The following is a 17,366-nucleotide window of genomic DNA, read 5'->3' on the forward strand; positions in this document are numbered from 1 at the left end:
TCACCTCTTGACCTTATTTTTGATCATTAGCCCTAGGGTGGCTGTTCATATAAACGTTACGCAAGTGATCTTTGGTAACGTGTGTATATATTTGCGTAGATGATAAGTTTTCATGACCGAGTAGTTCCTGCACAGTACGAAGATCCGCCCCAGCATTTAGCAAATGTGTTGCAAATGTATGCCGTAATTTATGTGGGTGAATATGAACGGTCAATGCTGCCTTCTCTACCATCTTATTTAGCACTCCCCGCATTCCTCTTGTTGTTATCGGTGTGCCTCTGGCGTTAAGAAATACATTATCTGCTGTTGTTTTTGCTTTAGCAAGAAGTTGTTTTCTCCCCTCATTTATGTAAGTTTCCAGTGCTATTTCTGCAAATCGTCCAAAAGGAATATAGCGCTCTTTCCTGCCTTTTCCTTTTACAAACACGGTACCAATCGAAAAATCAATGTCCTGAATTTTTAATCCTTGGCACTCACTTACACGCATTCCCGTTGCATAAAACGTCTCCAACATAGCCTGATTACGCTGGCCTATTGGGTCTGTCAGATCACTGATCTCAAATAGTTTTTCTAATTCTTCCATATATAAAAACCCTGGAATTGGCTTCTGTGCTTTTGGTAGTGTTACATGAAGAAAAGGATTTGTTGTTAGTTTTTCTTCACGTTCCAAAAATTTATAAAAGCTTCGTAAACTAGAAATTTTCCTGGATACAGACCGCCTGCTTAGGTTATCATCATAAAGCGTAGTTAAAAAAAGACGTACAACTTGAGTATCAACTTCTTGTAAGTTATTTATCCCCTCTCGTTGTAAAAAGCGGAAGAACGTTTCCAGATCATTCAGATAATACTCCACAGTATACGGCGAGGCATTTTTTTCAATTTGCAAATACTCTACAAATGCCTCGCTACTAGTTGAAAAGTTATTCAAATTTTCACCTCGCCTAAACAGCGAATAAATCATATCATATTATAATCCGGAAAGCAATAAACTTAACAAAATTGTAATAAAATTCTGAATTGACCATATTAACCACTAAGATTATCTTCACTTTAATACATAACACTGTCAAGTGAATAAACTTACCAAGAGGTAATTATAGCTTTTCCAAATTAAATAGTCAACAAACAACAATTGAAGAATTCAAATATATTTTTATTTTAGTATGGACAAAAAATTGTATAGCTAACACATTAAAATAAGTTCAATTCATTTATCTTCTTTTTTGTCTTTTCTGTCCCTAATGTATACAACTTGCGATAAATGGAAAATAAATGATTACCGTATTTTGTTCGTTCATCATCGGCGCCCCATTCATCAAACGGTTTTCCTAAATATTTAACTGCATTTTTTGCGTTTTTATCTTTTTTTGAAAATAGCATTTGAATTTCCTTTATTTCTTCTTGGGTTGCTTTTATTTCATATTCAATTCCACTTTCAGGAACCGACACTTCACGGATATCCTCTGTATCAACAGTAACAAAATAAGTTTTTCGTTCCATCTTCATGTCTTCCTCCTTCCACATTTACATAATACCCTTTTTCATGTTAGTAAAACTTTGCAGGTGGAGATCATGTACACGTTACGAATATTGTCACAGAAAAAACTGCCCGCAGTTACGAGCAGTTCACATTTAATCTTGCGTTTTCTCTTTATAGTCACAATTTGTACACTGTATTTGTGTTTGTTTTTTACTTTTCTTTTCCACCAATAGTGAATCACATTTAGGACACGGTCTAGCAATTGGTTTATCCCAAGAAACGAAGTCACAGTCAGGGTACCTGTCACAACCATAGAATGTTCGCTTTTTCTTCGACTTACGTTCAACTACATTGCCCTCTTTACATTTTGGACATTTAACACCGATTTCTTTTAAAATTGGTTTGGTGTTACGACATTCCGGGAAATTTGAGCATGCGAGAAACTTACCGTAGCGTCCCATTTTATAAACCATTTCATGCCCGCAATTCTCACAATCAATACCAGCGGGTTCATCTTTAATTTCAATTTTTTCCATTTCTTCTTCGGCAGTTTCCAGCCGTTTATGAAATCCTTGGTAAAATTCATCTAAAATACTAACCCAATCCGTTTTTCCTTCTTCGATTGAATCCAGGTCCTCTTCCATCTTTACTGTAAAGTCAACATCGATAATCTCTGGGAAAAACTCCTGTAGTAACCCTGTCACGATTTGGCCTAGTTCTGTCGGAATAAATCGCTTATTATCAACGCTAACGTAACCCCTGCGTTGGATTGTATCAAGTGTTGGTGCATAAGTGGAAGGTCTGCCAAGTCCCTGTTCTTCCATTGTTCTTACAAGTCTTGCCTCTGTATATCTTGGTGGCGGCTGGGTAAAGTGTTGATTCGGTGCAATTTCATTTGCTTTCACTTCCATACCTTCCTGCAAATCTGGCAAATATTTAGCGTCCTCATTTTTTTTATCGTCTGTTCCTTCAATATAAACCGACATGAATCCTTTAAATTTCACCTTTGATCCTGTTGCGCGGAATTCCACCCCGTTATTTAACAGATGGACAGTCATCGTATCCATAACTGCTGGGGCCATCTGACTTGCCAAGAAACGTTCCCAAATTAATTTGTATAAACGCATTTGATCCCGGGATAAAATGGCTTTTAAGGATTTTGGATCACGCATGACGGAAGTGGGACGAATCCCTTCATGGGCGTCCTGAGCACCTTCTTTTTGTTTCGTCTTTCTAGCTTGACCTAAATAATCCTTGCCATGCTTCTCTTCAATATAGCCCTTTGCCTCTTCTTTTGCGGTTTCGGAAATACGTGTAGAGTCTGTACGCATGTACGTTATTAAACCTGTTATACCGCCAGCTTTTTTACCAAGATCAATACCTTCATAGAGCTGTTGCGCTACCATCATTGTCTTTTTAGCACGGAAATTTAACTTACGAGCAGCTTCTTGTTGCAGTGATGATGTTGTAAATGGTAAAGCTGGATTACGCTTACGTTCACGTTTTTTTACTTTATCAATCGTAAAAGTGTCACCTTTTAATTTCTTCTGGATGTCTTTTACATCATCTTCCGTTTTTAATTCATGCTTTTTGTTATCGATTCCATAAAAGGATCCCTCGAAAGTTTCTTTACCTTTCGTAAAGTTTGCTTCAATCGACCAATATTCTTCTGGTTTAAAGTTTTCAATTTCCTTCTCACGGTCAATAATCATTTTCACTGCAACCGATTGAACACGGCCAGCACTAAGACCCTTTTTCACTTTCTTCCATAACAAGGGACTAATGTTATAACCAACTAACCGATCAAGAATTCTTCTCGCCTGTTGTGCATCTACTAAATCCGTATCAATGGAACGTGGGTGTTTAAATGACTCTTTAATTGCGTCTTTCGTAATTTCATTAAATACAACCCGACAATCTGAATTCTCATCAATTTTCAAGCTATGAGCTAAATGCCATGCAATAGCCTCCCCTTCTCTGTCGGGGTCGGCTGCGAGATAGACTTTCTTCGCCTTTTTTGCGGCTGATTTAAGATTCTTTAGTACATCACCTTTACCGCGAATGGTAATATACTTTGGTTTGAATGCATTTTCTGTATCGACCCCCGTCTGGCTTTTCGGTAAATCCCGAACATGTCCCATGGAAGCTTCTACTTTATATTTTTTTCCTAAATATCGTTCAATCGTTTTTGCCTTTGCAGGCGACTCAACGATTACAAGATAATCTGACATTTATATCTTTCCTCCCAAAATGAGGTTACCATAATTCAACTGAGAAATCTTCACTAATATTAAATATATAGTTTCTTTTTGTCAAACATGTTGAGATAATTTTTCTCTTATTCGAAACTTTTTCTTACATTTTTTCCAGTTGAATATCTTTCAATGATTCCCAGTCCTCGGCAATATCATTTGCAGTCCGGACGAGTTTCGCCCCATCTTGGATCATTCGATGACAGCCAACCGTTTGAGGTATTAGTGGAGAATCAGGTACAGCATATACCTCTCTCCCCTGATCCAATGCTTGATCAACTGTAATCAATGTTCCACTGCGTTCAGTCGCTTCGATTACCAGTGTACCAAATCCAAGACCACTTATGATTCGATTTCTTTCAGGAAAATGGAATCGCTTTGGGGTTGTATTCGGCGTGTATTCGGACAGAATTAATCCGTTTTGAGCAATTTGCTGAAATAATAATGTATTTTGTTGCGGATAAATATGGTGAAAGCCACCACCTAAAACCGCAATGGTCTTTCCTTTATTCCTCAATGCCAGTTGGTGTGCATAACTATCAATTCCCTTTGCCATTCCACTGACCAGAAGCCAATCTTCCTCCATTAATGGGTTTAAAATAAAATCCATTTTCCTATATGCATGTTGTGAAGGTTTCCGCGTACCAATAACACTTAAGGCGGGTTTATGGTTTAATAAAAATGTATCCCCTAATGCGTAAAGCACCAATGGCGGATCTTTAATTGTTTTTAACATGGTTGGATAGTTCTCGTCAACTATCGTTAAAACCATATAGTTATCTATATCCTTTTTAATCGACTGATGAACTTGTTGGTTATGAAGGTCTGTGTAGAGCTGTTGGGCGTTCTTTTGAGGTAAACCATAAAGCTGACTGAGTTGTGTCGAGGAGAACTTATAGATGTTTGACAAAGAGGAATCGTAAAGAAGCATTTTTCCAATCGTACGTCTAGTAATCCCGCGACAACGATGTAAGTGAATTAATTTTTTTCGTAAATTGTTCAGATTCACTACCAATCACATCCTATCCTTTATTTTTCCATTATAGACAAAGAGGGGGCAATAACCCCCTCCTAAAATTAATGTGTTTTACATTTTTCATCTAAGTTATGTTCTTTTAGTACTTCAATCATCGTTTCTCCCATTACAGCAGGTGTTTCTGCAACTTTAATACCGCATTCGTTCATCACGCGGATTTTTTCTTCTGCAGTACCTTTACCACCAGAAATAATAGCACCAGCGTGACCCATGCGTTTTCCTGGAGGTGCAGTCGCGCCGCCAATAAAGCCGACTACAGGTTTTTTCATGTTTGCTTTTACCCATGCAGCAGCTTCTTCTTCAGCAGTACCACCAATTTCACCAATCATAACAACAGCTTCTGTTTCTGGATCTTCATTAAATGCTGATAAGACATCAATGAAATTTGTTCCGTTAACAGGATCTCCACCAATACCTACAGCAGTTGTTTGGCCATAGCCTGCCTCTGTTAATTGATGCACAGCCTCATATGTTAATGTTCCTGAACGTGAAACAACGCCAATGTGTCCTTTTTTATGAATATATCCTGGCATAATACCGATTTTACATTCGTCTGCAGTAATAACACCTGGGCAGTTTGGTCCTACTAGACGTGTTTTCTTACCTTCCATATAACGTTTTACTTTAACCATATCCATAACCGGAATATGTTCAGTAATACAAATGGCAAGGTCAAGTTCTGCGTCTACCGCCTCCAAAATTGCGTCTGCAGCAAATGGAGCCGGCACATAGATTACGGACGCAGTTGCACCTGTTGCATCAACTGCATCTTGCACTGTATTAAATACAGGAACGCCTTCAACCTCTGTACCGCCTTTTTTTGGTGTAACGCCACCAACGATTTTTGTACCATATTCAAGCATTTGTTTTGTATGGAATCTAGCTGTTCCGCCAGTGATTCCTTGGACAATTACTTTTGTATCTTTATTTACATATACACCCATTCTCGTCCGTCCTTTCTACGCAATCCTCATACGTTTAATCTCTTGTTTAGTTAGCCTTATTTATTTAACCATAGAAACGATTTTTTCTGCTCCGTCAGCCATTGAGTCAGCAGAAGTAATATTTAAGCCTGATTCGTTTAAAATTTGCTTACCTAAATCAACATTCGTACCTTCTAAACGCACAACTAATGGCATTTCTAAGCCAACTTGTTTTGTAGCTTCGACAACACCTTCAGCGATAACATCACATTTCATGATTCCACCGAAAATATTAACGAAAATTCCTTTTACATGTGGATCGGACAAAATAATTTTAAATGCTTCGGTAACTTTTTCAGCAGTTGCACCGCCCCCAACATCAAGGAAGTTTGCAGGTTCGCCGCCAGAATGTTTGATAATGTCCATTGTTGACATTGCAAGTCCAGCACCGTTAACCATACAGCCAATGTTTCCATCTAGCGCAACATAACTTAAGTCATATTTAGATGCTTCAATCTCTTTTTCGTCTTCTTCGTCCAAATCACGAAATTCTTGGACATCTTTTTGGCGGAAAATTGCATTATCATCAAAGTTTAATTTCGCATCAAGCGCCATAACTTGTCCATCACCAGTTGTAACTAGTGGGTTGATTTCCGCAATGGAACAGTCTTTTTCAACAAACACTTGGTAAAGACCAGTCATGAATTTAACGGCTTTGGATAGCAATTCATCCGGAATGTTGATGTTAAATGCTAGTCTGCGAGCTTGATAAGGAGACAAGCCAACAACTGGATCAATTACTTCTTTAAATATTTTTTCTGGAGTTTCTGCAGCAACTTCCTCAATTTCAGTACCGCCTTCTTCTGATGCCATCATAACGACACGGGAAGTAGCACGATCTAAGACAACTCCTACATAATATTCTTTCTTAATATCGCAGCCTTCTTCAATAAGCAAGCGTTTAACTTCCTTACCTTCTGGACCTGTTTGATGCGTAACAAGTGTCTTACCTAAAATTTCTTCAGCATATGTACGCACTTCATCTAAATTTTTAGCAACTTTAACCCCGCCTGCTTTACCACGGCCACCAGCGTGAATTTGTGCTTTTACTACTGTTACAGATGTGCCTAATTTTTTTGCAGCTTCAACAGCTTCATCTACAGTATACGCGACATGGCCGTTTGGAACGTTTACACCATATCCACGCAAAATTTCTTTGCCTTGATACTCATGAATGTTCATCCTTCATCCTCCCATCAAAAATCACTGCATTCCCATTGTATAAAAAAACGACACATTTCACAAGAATAAGGAACAAAATCACAAAAGCGGAAGGCATTATTCCTTCTTAGCATTGCCAGCACTTTGATCTGCTTTATATACAAATGCAAAAACCTCCGCAACTGCTTGATACAGTTCCTCTGGTATTGTTTCATTAATATTCAATTCAGACAACAACTCGATTAACGAGGCGTCCTCTTGAACTGGCACATTGTTCGCTTTCGCCTTTTCAATTATATTCTCCGCGGTTAAACCTTTTCCTGTAGCAGTAACTCTAGGAGCATGATCTTGAGTTTTGTCATATCGCAATGCAGTAGCCTTTTTTCGTTTTGTATTCATATGCGAAAATCCACCCCTTGAGTAGATAACGATTGATTATTTGTTATGCTATCTGTTGATTTCATTCCTTTTAATGGTTTAAACGTAACTGTCGATAAATGATAATTCAGTTCCTTTAGCGAATCTTTTAATATCGGTTTCAGTGCTTGTGTTTGATCATTTAGCTGATTATGATCATTATAAATGGTTATAGCTATGGATCGCTTTTGTACGTTCATGTCAATAACCGTTTCCTTCCAATTCGTTAAATCCAAATAAAATAAGATTCGGCAATAATCCGGACTAATTTCTCCTTTTTCTGTTTTCTTTCCCGTAAAATCAAGTTGCACATCCTGATTTAATGCTAATTTTTCACCTGGTAATTGGATACTTGCCTGGATAAAATTTGCTGAATCATGAACGGAGTTAATTTGCATACCATTGATGAAATGGAGTAACTGTTGAGATCGATCATGGGTCACACCATCACTGTGTTGCAACAGTTGAATTAACATTGACTTTATTGTCGTTGATTGGTTTTCATCTTGAATTTGATTTTCGTAATTAAGACCGGTAAAGTTCAACACTTGCCGAATCTGTTGTAAAAATTGATCTCTTGGATTTCGTAAGGATAAAACTTCATTTCGTTTTGCATTCGCTACCAATTGATCCACTTTCGCTTTGACTTGATCATTGTTCATTGACTCAAAAGCGGTTAAAAGATGCCGAAGTGATTCCGGGTTATTTTGTACATGCTTTTGAATTTGTTGTGCTTGTTTACTCGTAAGTACTGGTAACAACGTTTTCTCTATTTGCTGTTTTAGTACAGCGAATTCATTCTGAGTTAAGTTGGTATGGTTTTGCTGTGCCTGACCAATTACGTTTGTCCAGCTTTTTAGAAACTGCTGTACATCCTGACCGATTTTTTTACTAAATGCGTCTAATTTTTTTATGCTTGTTTCGTAATCCATTCGGAATGGAAATGTTAAATTACCAGTTCGATTAGGTTGTTCATTAACCTTCCTCCATTCCGTTTTCCATGATGCAAAACTAACTTCCGTGTCCACCACTCCGGCTTGCTTTAACACATTAAAAAATTGCGGCCTGTTTTGGTCTACCTCATTCATGATATGTTTCATAAAAGCAGCCCTTCCATCAGTTGGACGCTCAGTCATGGAAGATAGTTGTTCCATTAGCTGGTGTTGTAACGGCGTTTGGTTCGTATCCTGCTTTAGCTGAAACAACAATGCCTTCATTTGATCAGAATATCCACTTGTACGATTCGTATATAAGGCTTGGAAAACGGAATCTGTTAGCGGCAATTTATGCGCGATCATTTCTTTAGCAATTTGTCGAGCTGGGATTTTATTATTCGTGGCTTCTATTAATTGAAATGCTTTTACTAGTTGTTCTTTGTCAAACGGAATCTTTTCAGTCATGAGTAACCTTAAAAGAGCGACATGTTGTTTTGTAGCCTTTAGCCCCAATTTTTTTAGTAAACTTTCAACGTTTTGCTGCATCTGGTTTTTCAACTGATCACCAAGTACCCGTAAGCGAATAAGGTCACCCGTAGCCTGTACTTGAAAATGATATGATTCTCCTGTTGTTAATGAGGCTTCTAATTGTGCGATCAAATGCTTGGTACCAAGCTGAATTTGCGCTTTGTTATTTGGGTATAAATGTAAAATTTTACCTTGGATAATTTGACCTTGTCGTAGTACAGGTTGCGATTCTTGTATGTTAGTACCAGCAAGACGAGTTAGTTGTTGAAGACGCAATTAGATTCACCCCATTTCATTTTACTTGATTCACTTAGCTACATTTCTAACAGGTGCATATGATTTCCGATGATATTGCGTAATCCCATGTTGTTCTAACATGTCCATATGGTGCTTTGTGCCGTACCCCATATTTGACGCAAAATCATACATTGGAAATTCTGTATGTATTTTTTTCATTAACTGATCCCGTGAAACCTTTGCCAAAATACTGGCAGCTGCAACGCTAATACTTTTTTGATCTCCCTTTACAATTGCTTCAGATGTACAAGGAAGATTATCAAGGTTAACCGCATCAATTAAAACATGATCCGGTTTTGGATCAAGTTGGTTTATGGCATCATACATTGCAAGTTTCGTTGCTTCATATATATTAACTTGATCAATCTTTTGATTACTGACGATAGAGATTCCATAACTTACCGCTTGTCTTTTTATAATTTCAAAAAAACGATTACGTGTTGCTTCATTTAATTGCTTGGAATCGTTTAAACCAAGTAACGTAAAATCCCTTGGTAAAACAACTGCTGCGGCTACTACCGGACCAGCAAGTGGACCTCTGCCAGCTTCATCCATTCCTGCAATATACCGGCAACCTTTATCATAATTTATTTGTTCAAAATGACACATCTCTGCGAACTTTTGTTTCAATACTTGTTCTTTATGCTTTTCACGATCGTAGCGTTGGAGTAATTTCTGAACTCCTTTACGTTCATCTTTTCTTAATTCAGCTATTACATTGTTATTCACTTCATTTGTTTCAAATAATTGCTTTAAAACAGCAATTGACTTTTTATCCATATGTACACCTCTACTGTTTATATCGGTTTATCTACTTGTTTATGAAAGAAAAAAGTTGACACGCACCCGAAGATGTATGCCAACTAATCCACAGCCGATTCTAATGTGATCTTTCCTAGTTTCCCTGTGCGAAGATCGCGAATGACAATATCGGCTACTTTATCAAAATTAACGTTACCTCCACTTTCTAGGCAACCGCGCTGTTTTCCAATTGCAACAAAAACATCCCACATGTCATCCATATCACGATCAATCGGATATCTATCTTCAATTAATTCTGGATAATGTTCCTGCATATAGTTGATCACAAAGGCTGTTATATCTTGCAAGGAAAGTAATTGATCTTTTATTGTTCCTAATGCTGCCAAACGATAGCCAACTAGTTCCTCTTCAAACTTAGGCCATAATATCCCCGGTGTATCAAGTAATTCAAAGTCTTTTTTCACTTTAATCCATAATTGTTGTTTCGTTACACCAGGCCGATCACCTATCTTGGCAATTTTTTTATTCGCAATTCGATTAATCAAGGTTGATTTCCCGACGTTAGGGATCCCAACAATCATTGCTCTGGCAGGACGAGGTTGGATGCCTTTTTGCTTTAATTTTTCCATTTTCTTTTCCCCAAGTTCTTTGGCAATTTGAATGACCTTTTGAATATCTGACTTGTCATTTACATTAATCGCAACTGCTGTACTGCCTTTTTGATTGAAATATTGAATCCATTTAGCTGTTTCGCGTTGATCTGCTAAATCTTTTTTCATTAAAACGATCATTTTAGGCTTACTTTGCAGAACCTGCTGAAGCATGGGATTTTGCGATGATAATGGTGCACGTGCATCGACTAATTCCATAACAAAATCAACAAGTTTCAATTTCTCTTCCACTTCTCGGCGCGCTTTCGCCATGTGGCCTGGAAACCATTGTATTGGCATAACTAATTTCACCCTATTCTTTTACTATCTGAAAATGATCAAACGGCCAGTAAATGAGGCTTGTCTTTCCAACGATTTGATCCATAGAAATCAGACCTAACATCCGGCTATCCGTTGAATTACTGCGGTTATCACCAAGCACTAATACATAATCATCTGGAATTGTCTCATACCCACCAGGAAGATCCTCTAAACGAAAATCGCCAGTCAAAACTTCACCAGGTTGCAAGTCTTCCTTCTGTTCTTTTAAAAACGGCTCTGCAACTTTCTTGCCATCAATATATAATGTTTCGTCTTCAACAGCTACATGTTCACCCGGTAATCCAATTACCCGTTTAATAAAATCCTTTTTTTCAGTTGCATGAAACACGACGATATCGAATCGTTCCGGTTCATGGAGATGGTAAACAAACTTATTAACAATCATTTGGTCCCGATTGTGTAATGTGGGTTGCATGGATGGACCATCAACAACAATTGGTGCAAAAAAGAACATTCTTACAACAAAGACTAGTCCAAATGCAAAAAGTAATGCCTTGACCCAACCGAACCACTCACTTTTCTCTTGCTTGGTCATCATCTAACCTCCAGCAGTTACAATATATACATTATGTTTTGCTACAAATGTTTCGCTATTCTAAAGTAAAAAAGAGCTTGCACACAAGGCCAAGCTCCTTTCCTACAGAATTATGATTACCGACGTTCTTTAATACGTGCAGCTTTACCACGTAGATTACGAAGATAGTATAGTTTAGCACGACGTACAATACCACGACGGGAAACTTCAATTTTCGCAACTCTTGGTGAGTGTAATGGGAAAGTACGTTCAACACCTACACCATAAGAAAGTTTTCTTACCGTAAATGTTTCGCTAATTCCACCATTTTGACGCTTGATAACAACGCCTTCAAACACCTGAATACGTTCACGAGTTCCTTCAACAACTTTAACATGAACTTTCAGAGTGTCACCCGCACGAAAATCAGGATGATCTGTGCGAAGCTGATCTTTTGTGATGTCTTCGATTAATTTTTGCATCCTACTTCACTCCTTCCAAACTAATGCTCATATCTCACTAGGGGACAGCGGAACATCGTTTTAATGCTTAAGCCGACACTTAAGCACAACAATTAATATACCATAACAAAAACATGAGTTCAACTGTTTTTAGCAACATCATTATTTATAATTTCATTTACGATAGATTTATCTTCTTCCGATAAATCTTCCCGCTCGATCAAATCTCTCCGTCGTTCATATGTCCGTTTCAGTGATTCCTTCCTGCGCCATTGTTCAATTTTACCGTGGTCACCTGATAGCAATACATCAGGGACTTTCATGCCGCGGAAATCTGCTGGACGGGTATAGTGTGGATGTTCCAACAATCCGGTCGAGAAGGAGTCCTCTGGAGCAGACTCCTTGTTACCAAGTACGTCCGGTAGCAACCTAACAACACTATCAATCACAACCATTGCCCCAAGCTCACCACCGGTCAGGACGTAATCGCCAATCGAAATTTCATCTGTTACAAGATGTTCCCTGATCCGTTCATCATAGCCTTCATAATGGCCGCAAATAAAAATAAGATGATCCTCCGTTGCCAATTCTTCAGCTTTTTTTTGGTTGTACGGTTCACCTTGAGGACACATTAGAATTATCCTAGGATTTGTCGTTTTTTTCTTCGTTATCGTATCAACAGCATCAAATACAGGCTGTGGGGTTAAAACCATACCAGCCCCTCCACCATATGGATAGTCATCTACTTTTTTGTGTTTATTCTCCGTGTAATCACGGAAGTTAATCAGATCGAAACTGAATTTATTTTTATCTTGAGCTTTTTGCAGAATAGAAGAATTAAAAACCCCTGCGATCATTTCTGGAAAGAGTGTTAAAACATCGATATGCATTAGTCAAGCAGTCCTTCCATTGGCTCGATAACCACTTTTTTTGCCTCAACATCAATTTGCTTCACGATATCCTCAATATATGGTATTAATAAATCTTTACCCTGGGGCTGTTTTACCACCCACACATCATTCGCTCCCGGTGCTAAAATTTCTTTAATGGTTCCTAGCATCTCTCCATCAATTGTCTGGACATCACATCCAATGATTTCGTGGTAATAATACTCATTTTCATCCAAATCTGTTAGTTGAGCTTCCGTGATTTTCAATTGTGCACCTTTTAAATATTCGACATCATTAATGCTGTCAAGGCCTTTGAAATGGATAAGATCAAAACCTTTATGTGTTCGGTGCCCATCAATTACTACTGGAAGAGGATCCTTTTTCTCCATGACCACATATAACGTTTCACCAATAGCAAAGCGTTCCGCAAAATCACTAATACGGACTACTTTTACTTCTCCGCGAATCCCGTGCGTGTTGACGATTTTACCAACATTAAAAAATTCTACTTCGTTCATAAATCCACCTACTATTCATCAATCCGAATGACAACATCATCTTTAATGACAATTGCCCGATCATCCATTATTTCATTCCAATGCGTACCTACATCTACTTCAACAAGAGCTTCAACTTCACTTTCCACAATTTCACTACCTATTTCTAACATGTCCAACTGCTCAATCTTAAAATCGAGCAATTTCATTTTTTCTTTACGATTTTTGATTTCCTGTTGAAAACGGCTGGTAACTTCTTGTTTGGAGATACCTGTCTTATTTTGCAGTTTACGTTGTTCAAACAGTAGTTGTTGACACTCTTGTTCAAGCCGCATTTTATGTTGGTCAAAATTTGTTTGTAACTTTGCCTTGCTTTTTTCTGTTACAATTTGTTTGATTAATACCTTTTTGATTATTTTCATACCTGTTCCTCGCTCTCCTAAAACGATTTAAAACAGTCATGTGTAAAAAGGGAAAGGTATCCGCCTCTCCCTTTTTACGTAAAGCTATTTTCACATAGATTGTTGCTTCTAACCCCGCAGCCCGTATACACTTCGCTTTCCGGGGGCGGCTGGAGAGCCTCCTTGTGCTAACGCACTGCGGGGTCTCACCTATGCCTCTCTTCCCCCAGGAGTCTACGTGTATACGGGCTGCTCGATAGGAAACATATGTTTAAATAATTCTTCAAAACAACAGTCTTTTAGAAAACAACCTTACATAATATCTAAATAAATTCGTTTGTTAGCATCCGTACGTGCTGCATAGACAACGGTACGGATTGCTTTAGCGATACGACCATTTTTGCCAATAACCTTACCAACATCATGTTGATTCACAGTTAGATGGTAAACAATCTTTGCTTCCTCTTCTGTTTCTGTCACAACGACATCATCTGGATAATCGACTAGCGCTGTAACAATTGATTCGATTAGGGCTTTCATGATATTTCACTACCTTACTATTGATTTTTTTGGTCGTGGAATTTTTTCATGATGCCTTGTTTTGAGAAAAGATTACGTACTGTATCACTTGGTTTTGCACCATTCGTCATCCAGCTAAGTGCTTTCTCTTCATCAATTTTAACTTCAACCGGGTTCACTACCGGATTATATGTTCCAATTTGTTCGATTTGACGTCCATCACGAGGAGAACGTGAATCAGCTACAACGATACGATAAAATGGATTTCTTTTAGATCCCATACGTTTTAAGCGAATTTTTACAGCCATGTTTTTGCACCTCCAATTAATTATCTATCACAAGTTTAGATTCTATCAGAAACTTGTTTGTCTGTAAAGTGTTTTTCCATTACATCTTATTTTTAGTTTGTTTTATGAGCCATTTTGCTTTCATTTTTACACACCAAACTCTTGGCCGCATTCCGAATACACTTCATTTTCCCGCTTCCATCATTTTTCCTACATAAATGGAAACTTCATACCCTTACCTTTTTTACCCTTTTGCATGTTGGTCATTTGTTTCATCATTTTTTTCATTTCGCCAAATTGTTTGAGTAGTCGATTGACTTGTGATACGGAAGTCCCTGATCCCTTAGCAATACGCTTTTTACGACTTGCATTCATAATTTCAGGTTCTTGTCGCTCTTTTTTGGTCATCGATTGAATGATAGCCTCCACTTGAGTAAGTTGACTTTCATCAATTTGCGCATTTTTTAAGCCTTTCATTTTTCCTGAACCTGGAATCATCGAAAGCAAATCTTCTAACGGCCCCATTTTCTTCACTTGACCCATTTGCTCTAAGAAGTCATCAAAGGTGAATGACGCGGTCCGCATTTTTTCTTCTAATTCTTTTGCCTGCTTCTCATCAACATTTGTTTGTGCTTTTTCAATTAGTGTTAGCACATCACCCATACCAAGGATTCTTGAGGCCATACGTTCTGGATGGAATGCTTCTAATTCGTCAAGTTTTTCACCCATACCAGCAAATTTAATTGGCTTATCTGTGACAGCCTTAATGGAAAGTGCAGCACCACCACGAGTGTCCCCATCAAGTTTTGTTAAGACAACGCCAGATACATCCAGCTGGTCATTAAAACTTTCCGCAACATTAACGGCATCCTGACCTGTCATTGAATCAACAACTAAGAAAATTTCATCCGGTTTGACAGTTGATTTAATTTGTTGCAATTCATCCATTAATTCATTATCGACATGTAATCGTCCCGCAGTATCAATGATGACATAATCATGATGTTCTTCTTTTGCTTGTTCAATTGCTTTTGTTGCAATATCAACCGGATTTGCCTCTGTTCCCATGGAAAACACTGGCATATTTAATTGCGTTCCCAATGTTTCCAACTGCTTGATTGCCGCTGGACGATAGATATCGCATGCAACAAGTAATGGTGAACGGTTATGTTTTTTTCGCAGTAAATTGGCAAGCTTTCCTGTCGTGGTTGTTTTACCTGCACCTTGCAGACCAACCATCATAATAACGGTTGGCGATTTATCAGCAACCGCAATTTTACTTTGTTCGCCACCCATTAACTCAGTTAGTTCTTCCTTAACAACTTTTATAACTTGCTGGCCAGGTGTGAGGCTCTCCATCACTTCTTGTCCAACAGCACGTTCTTTTATTCGTTTTATTAAATCTTTGACAACTTTAAAATTCACATCGGCTTCAAGTAAAGCCAGGCGGACTTCGCGTGTCATTTCTTTAACGTCTTGCTCACTGACTTTACCTTTACCGGTTATTTTTTTTATGGTACTTTGCAGGCGGTCGGCCAGTCCTTCAAATGCCATAGAAGGTGTCCCCCTAATCTAATTCTTTTAATTGGTTAATCATCGCAATAATAGCGTTACTTGTATCCCCTGCAGCTGCCGTTTGTTCCAGTTTATCCAGCAATTCTGCACGTTGTTGAAATTTATCGTATAAATGCAATTTTTCCTCATAGGATTCAAGCATCATCTCTGTACGTTTAATGTTATCATATATAGCTTGTCTTGAAACCTGCGACAGTTCCGATATTTCACCTAATGAATAATCCTCTAAGTAGTACATTTCCATATAACTTCGCTGCTTAGGGGTTAATAATGCTTGATAAAAATCAAATAAATAATTGACTCGTGTCGTCTTTTCTAGCAATCTCCTCACCCCTTGTTAAGTGAAAGCCCTTTACAAAATTATACTACCATTATTCGCTGTCCTCTTCAAGTAAATCCGCAAACAAGCCGTATACAAATGCATTTGCATTAAACGCTTGAAGGTCATTCACCTGTTCACCTAGTCCAACAAATTTCACCGGAATATGCAATTCATTACGAATCGCAAGGACAATCCCACCTTTAGCAGTCCCATCAAGCTTCGTCAAGACGATACCTGAAACATCCGTGGCTTCCGAAAATGTTTTTGCTTGACTCATTGCATTTTGTCCCGTTGTCGCGTCTAATACGAGTAATACTTCATGTGGTGCACCAGGTATTTCCTTTTCGATAACTCGTTTTACTTTAGCTAACTCATTCATTAAGTTGACCTTGTTTTGCAATCTACCAGCAGTATCACATAATAATACATCTGCACCACGGGATTTTGCCGCTTTAATTCCATCGAAAATAACAGCTGCAGGGTCACTACCAGCATTTTGTTTGATAACATCTACTTCTGCACGTTCACCCCATGCTTCAAGCTGTTCAATGGCACCAGCGCGAAAAGTATCTCCAGCCGCTAATACTACCTTTTTTCCTTCTTGCTTAAACTTATGAGCCAATTTGCCGATCGATGTTGTTTTACCAACCCCATTCACACCTACGACAAGAATGACAGTTAAATCATTCTCCTGCACATTTAATTCTTCTATTTCTTCTTCATCATCACCATAATAAATTGCAACCAACTTTTCGGAAATTACTTCTTTTACTTCCTTTGTATCTTTAATGTTTTGGCGTTTTACTTCCATTTTTAATTCATCGATTAAATCCATAACCGTCATCACGCCGACATCAGCGGAAATAAGTACTTCTTCCAGCTCTTCAAAAAAATCTTCGTCCACTTTACGATATCGAGCAATTAGATCATTTATTTTTCCCGAAAAAGAATTCCGTGTTTTTTTCATTCCTTCTTTATATTTCGTCGTCACTTCTTCTTCGTTATCAGTTTGTTTAAATTTATTTTTCAATTTATCCATAAAACCCATACATTAACA

20 protein-coding genes are annotated in these 17,366 nt (G+C 38.0%); all 20 read right to left on the reverse strand.

Annotation, left to right across the window (positions count from 1 at the left end; genetic code table 11):
- Positions 1-13 precede the first annotated feature (13 nt).
- The 20 genes from xerC to ftsY all read right to left on the reverse strand — a co-directional run bounded on the left by xerC (position 14) and on the right by ftsY (position 17,357).
- A complete protein-coding gene (xerC, locus tag C8270_RS15125; protein ID WP_234028577.1) occupies positions 14-928 on the reverse strand; it encodes a tyrosine recombinase XerC in 915 nt (304 codons plus the stop codon).
- Between the two features lie 263 nt (positions 929-1,191).
- Positions 1,192-1,506 (reverse strand): hypothetical protein, encoded by a 315-nt coding sequence (locus C8270_RS15130; RefSeq protein ID WP_234028578.1) that lies wholly within the window; start codon positions 1,504-1,506, stop codon positions 1,192-1,194.
- 126 nt (positions 1,507-1,632) lie between these two features.
- A complete protein-coding gene (topA, locus tag C8270_RS15135) occupies positions 1,633-3,711 on the reverse strand; it encodes a type I DNA topoisomerase (protein ID WP_106497635.1) in 2,079 nt (692 codons plus the stop codon).
- Positions 3,712-3,835: 124 nt separating this feature from the next.
- On the reverse strand, positions 3,836-4,741 hold the full coding sequence (gene dprA, locus C8270_RS15140) for a DNA-processing protein DprA (protein WP_325034785.1): 906 nt from the start codon (positions 4,739-4,741) through the stop codon (positions 3,836-3,838).
- A 68-nt stretch (positions 4,742-4,809) separates the two neighbouring features.
- Positions 4,810-5,712, reverse strand: coding sequence for a succinate--CoA ligase subunit alpha (gene sucD / locus C8270_RS15145; RefSeq protein WP_106497636.1), 903 nt, complete (start codon positions 5,710-5,712; stop codon positions 4,810-4,812).
- 60 nt (positions 5,713-5,772) lie between these two features.
- Positions 5,773-6,933 (reverse strand): ADP-forming succinate--CoA ligase subunit beta, encoded by a 1,161-nt coding sequence (gene sucC, locus C8270_RS15150; RefSeq protein WP_106497637.1) that lies wholly within the window; start codon positions 6,931-6,933, stop codon positions 5,773-5,775.
- A gap of 96 nt (positions 6,934-7,029) precedes the next feature.
- Positions 7,030-7,311, reverse strand: coding sequence for an EscU/YscU/HrcU family type III secretion system export apparatus switch protein (locus tag C8270_RS15155; protein WP_106497638.1), 282 nt, complete (start codon positions 7,309-7,311; stop codon positions 7,030-7,032).
- Positions 7,308-9,068 (reverse strand): hypothetical protein, encoded by a 1,761-nt coding sequence (locus tag C8270_RS15160; RefSeq protein ID WP_106497639.1) that lies wholly within the window; start codon positions 9,066-9,068, stop codon positions 7,308-7,310. The genes C8270_RS15155 and C8270_RS15160 overlap by 4 nt, the downstream gene beginning before the upstream one ends.
- A 30-nt stretch (positions 9,069-9,098) precedes the next feature.
- Complete coding sequence (locus tag C8270_RS15165; RefSeq protein WP_106497640.1) at positions 9,099-9,869, reverse strand: ribonuclease HII; 771 nt, start codon at positions 9,867-9,869, stop codon at positions 9,099-9,101.
- An 83-nt stretch (positions 9,870-9,952) separates the two neighbouring features.
- Positions 9,953-10,801, reverse strand: coding sequence for a ribosome biogenesis GTPase YlqF (gene ylqF, locus C8270_RS15170; RefSeq protein WP_106497641.1), 849 nt, complete (start codon positions 10,799-10,801; stop codon positions 9,953-9,955).
- 13 nt (positions 10,802-10,814) lie between these two features.
- On the reverse strand, positions 10,815-11,378 hold the full coding sequence (gene lepB / locus C8270_RS15175) for a signal peptidase I (protein ID WP_106497642.1): 564 nt from the start codon (positions 11,376-11,378) through the stop codon (positions 10,815-10,817).
- A 116-nt stretch (positions 11,379-11,494) separates the two neighbouring features.
- The gene (gene rplS, locus C8270_RS15180; RefSeq protein ID WP_106497643.1) at positions 11,495-11,839 is read right to left on the reverse strand and encodes a 50S ribosomal protein L19; all 345 of its coding nucleotides are present in this window, start codon (positions 11,837-11,839) and stop codon (positions 11,495-11,497) included.
- Between the two features lie 119 nt (positions 11,840-11,958).
- Complete coding sequence (trmD, locus tag C8270_RS15185) at positions 11,959-12,708, reverse strand: tRNA (guanosine(37)-N1)-methyltransferase TrmD (protein WP_106497644.1); 750 nt, start codon at positions 12,706-12,708, stop codon at positions 11,959-11,961.
- Entirely contained in the window at positions 12,708-13,226 is a 519-nt protein-coding gene (gene rimM / locus C8270_RS15190; protein ID WP_106497645.1) for a ribosome maturation factor RimM, read from the reverse strand. Before rimM ends, trmD begins: the two co-directional genes overlap by 1 nt.
- Before the next feature lie 11 nt (positions 13,227-13,237).
- On the reverse strand, positions 13,238-13,627 hold the full coding sequence (locus tag C8270_RS15195) for a YlqD family protein (RefSeq protein WP_106497646.1): 390 nt from the start codon (positions 13,625-13,627) through the stop codon (positions 13,238-13,240).
- Between the two features lie 291 nt (positions 13,628-13,918).
- On the reverse strand, positions 13,919-14,146 hold the full coding sequence (locus tag C8270_RS15200) for a KH domain-containing protein (RefSeq protein ID WP_106497647.1): 228 nt from the start codon (positions 14,144-14,146) through the stop codon (positions 13,919-13,921).
- Positions 14,147-14,163: 17 nt separating this feature from the next.
- Positions 14,164-14,433, reverse strand: coding sequence for a 30S ribosomal protein S16 (rpsP, locus tag C8270_RS15205; RefSeq protein WP_106497648.1), 270 nt, complete (start codon positions 14,431-14,433; stop codon positions 14,164-14,166).
- A 189-nt stretch (positions 14,434-14,622) separates the two neighbouring features.
- Positions 14,623-15,966: a signal recognition particle protein gene (gene ffh, locus C8270_RS15210; protein WP_106497649.1), complete on the reverse strand. Its 1,344-nt coding sequence runs from the start codon at positions 15,964-15,966 to the stop codon at positions 14,623-14,625.
- A gap of 13 nt (positions 15,967-15,979) precedes the next feature.
- Positions 15,980-16,309, reverse strand: coding sequence for a putative DNA-binding protein (locus tag C8270_RS15215; protein WP_106497650.1), 330 nt, complete (start codon positions 16,307-16,309; stop codon positions 15,980-15,982).
- A 49-nt stretch (positions 16,310-16,358) separates the two neighbouring features.
- Positions 16,359-17,357, reverse strand: a complete 999-nt coding sequence (gene ftsY, locus C8270_RS15220; RefSeq protein ID WP_106497651.1) for a signal recognition particle-docking protein FtsY — start codon at positions 17,355-17,357, stop codon at positions 16,359-16,361.
- Between the last annotated feature and the right edge of the window lie 9 nt (positions 17,358-17,366).

The sequence above is a fragment of the Lentibacillus sp. Marseille-P4043 genome (assembly GCF_900258515.1).
Taxonomy (GTDB): domain Bacteria; phylum Bacillota; class Bacilli; order Bacillales; family Amphibacillaceae; genus Lentibacillus_C.

What these genes read in the sequence shown, in the direction of transcription:
- trmD (WP_106497644.1), bottom strand. Translation starts at nt 12,708, where the DNA reads ATGCATATCGATGTTTTAACACTCTTTCCAGAAATGATCGCAGGGGTT.
- rimM (WP_106497645.1), bottom strand. Translation starts at nt 13,226, where the DNA reads ATGAACGAAGTAGAATTTTTTAATGTTGGTAAAATCGTCAACACGCAC.
- C8270_RS15165 (WP_106497640.1), bottom strand. Translation starts at nt 9,869, where the DNA reads ATGGATAAAAAGTCAATTGCTGTTTTAAAGCAATTATTTGAAACAAAT.
- C8270_RS15200 (WP_106497647.1), bottom strand. Translation starts at nt 14,146, where the DNA reads ATGAAAGCCCTAATCGAATCAATTGTTACAGCGCTAGTCGATTATCCA.
- sucC (WP_106497637.1), bottom strand. Translation starts at nt 6,933, where the DNA reads ATGAACATTCATGAGTATCAAGGCAAAGAAATTTTGCGTGGATATGGT.
- topA (WP_106497635.1), bottom strand. Translation starts at nt 3,711, where the DNA reads ATGTCAGATTATCTTGTAATCGTTGAGTCGCCTGCAAAGGCAAAAACG.
- ylqF (WP_106497641.1), bottom strand. Translation starts at nt 10,801, where the DNA reads ATGCCAATACAATGGTTTCCAGGCCACATGGCGAAAGCGCGCCGAGAA.
- C8270_RS15130 (WP_234028578.1), bottom strand. Translation starts at nt 1,506, where the DNA reads ATGAAGATGGAACGAAAAACTTATTTTGTTACTGTTGATACAGAGGAT.
- rplS (WP_106497643.1), bottom strand. Translation starts at nt 11,839, where the DNA reads ATGCAAAAATTAATCGAAGACATCACAAAAGATCAGCTTCGCACAGAT.
- ffh (WP_106497649.1), bottom strand. Translation starts at nt 15,966, where the DNA reads ATGGCATTTGAAGGACTGGCCGACCGCCTGCAAAGTACCATAAAAAAA.
- ftsY (WP_106497651.1), bottom strand. Translation starts at nt 17,357, where the DNA reads ATGGGTTTTATGGATAAATTGAAAAATAAATTTAAACAAACTGATAAC.
- sucD (WP_106497636.1), bottom strand. Translation starts at nt 5,712, where the DNA reads ATGGGTGTATATGTAAATAAAGATACAAAAGTAATTGTCCAAGGAATC.
- rpsP (WP_106497648.1), bottom strand. Translation starts at nt 14,433, where the DNA reads ATGGCTGTAAAAATTCGCTTAAAACGTATGGGATCTAAAAGAAATCCA.
- C8270_RS15195 (WP_106497646.1), bottom strand. Translation starts at nt 13,627, where the DNA reads ATGAAAATAATCAAAAAGGTATTAATCAAACAAATTGTAACAGAAAAA.
- C8270_RS15155 (WP_106497638.1), bottom strand. Translation starts at nt 7,311, where the DNA reads ATGAATACAAAACGAAAAAAGGCTACTGCATTGCGATATGACAAAACT.
- lepB (WP_106497642.1), bottom strand. Translation starts at nt 11,378, where the DNA reads ATGACCAAGCAAGAGAAAAGTGAGTGGTTCGGTTGGGTCAAGGCATTA.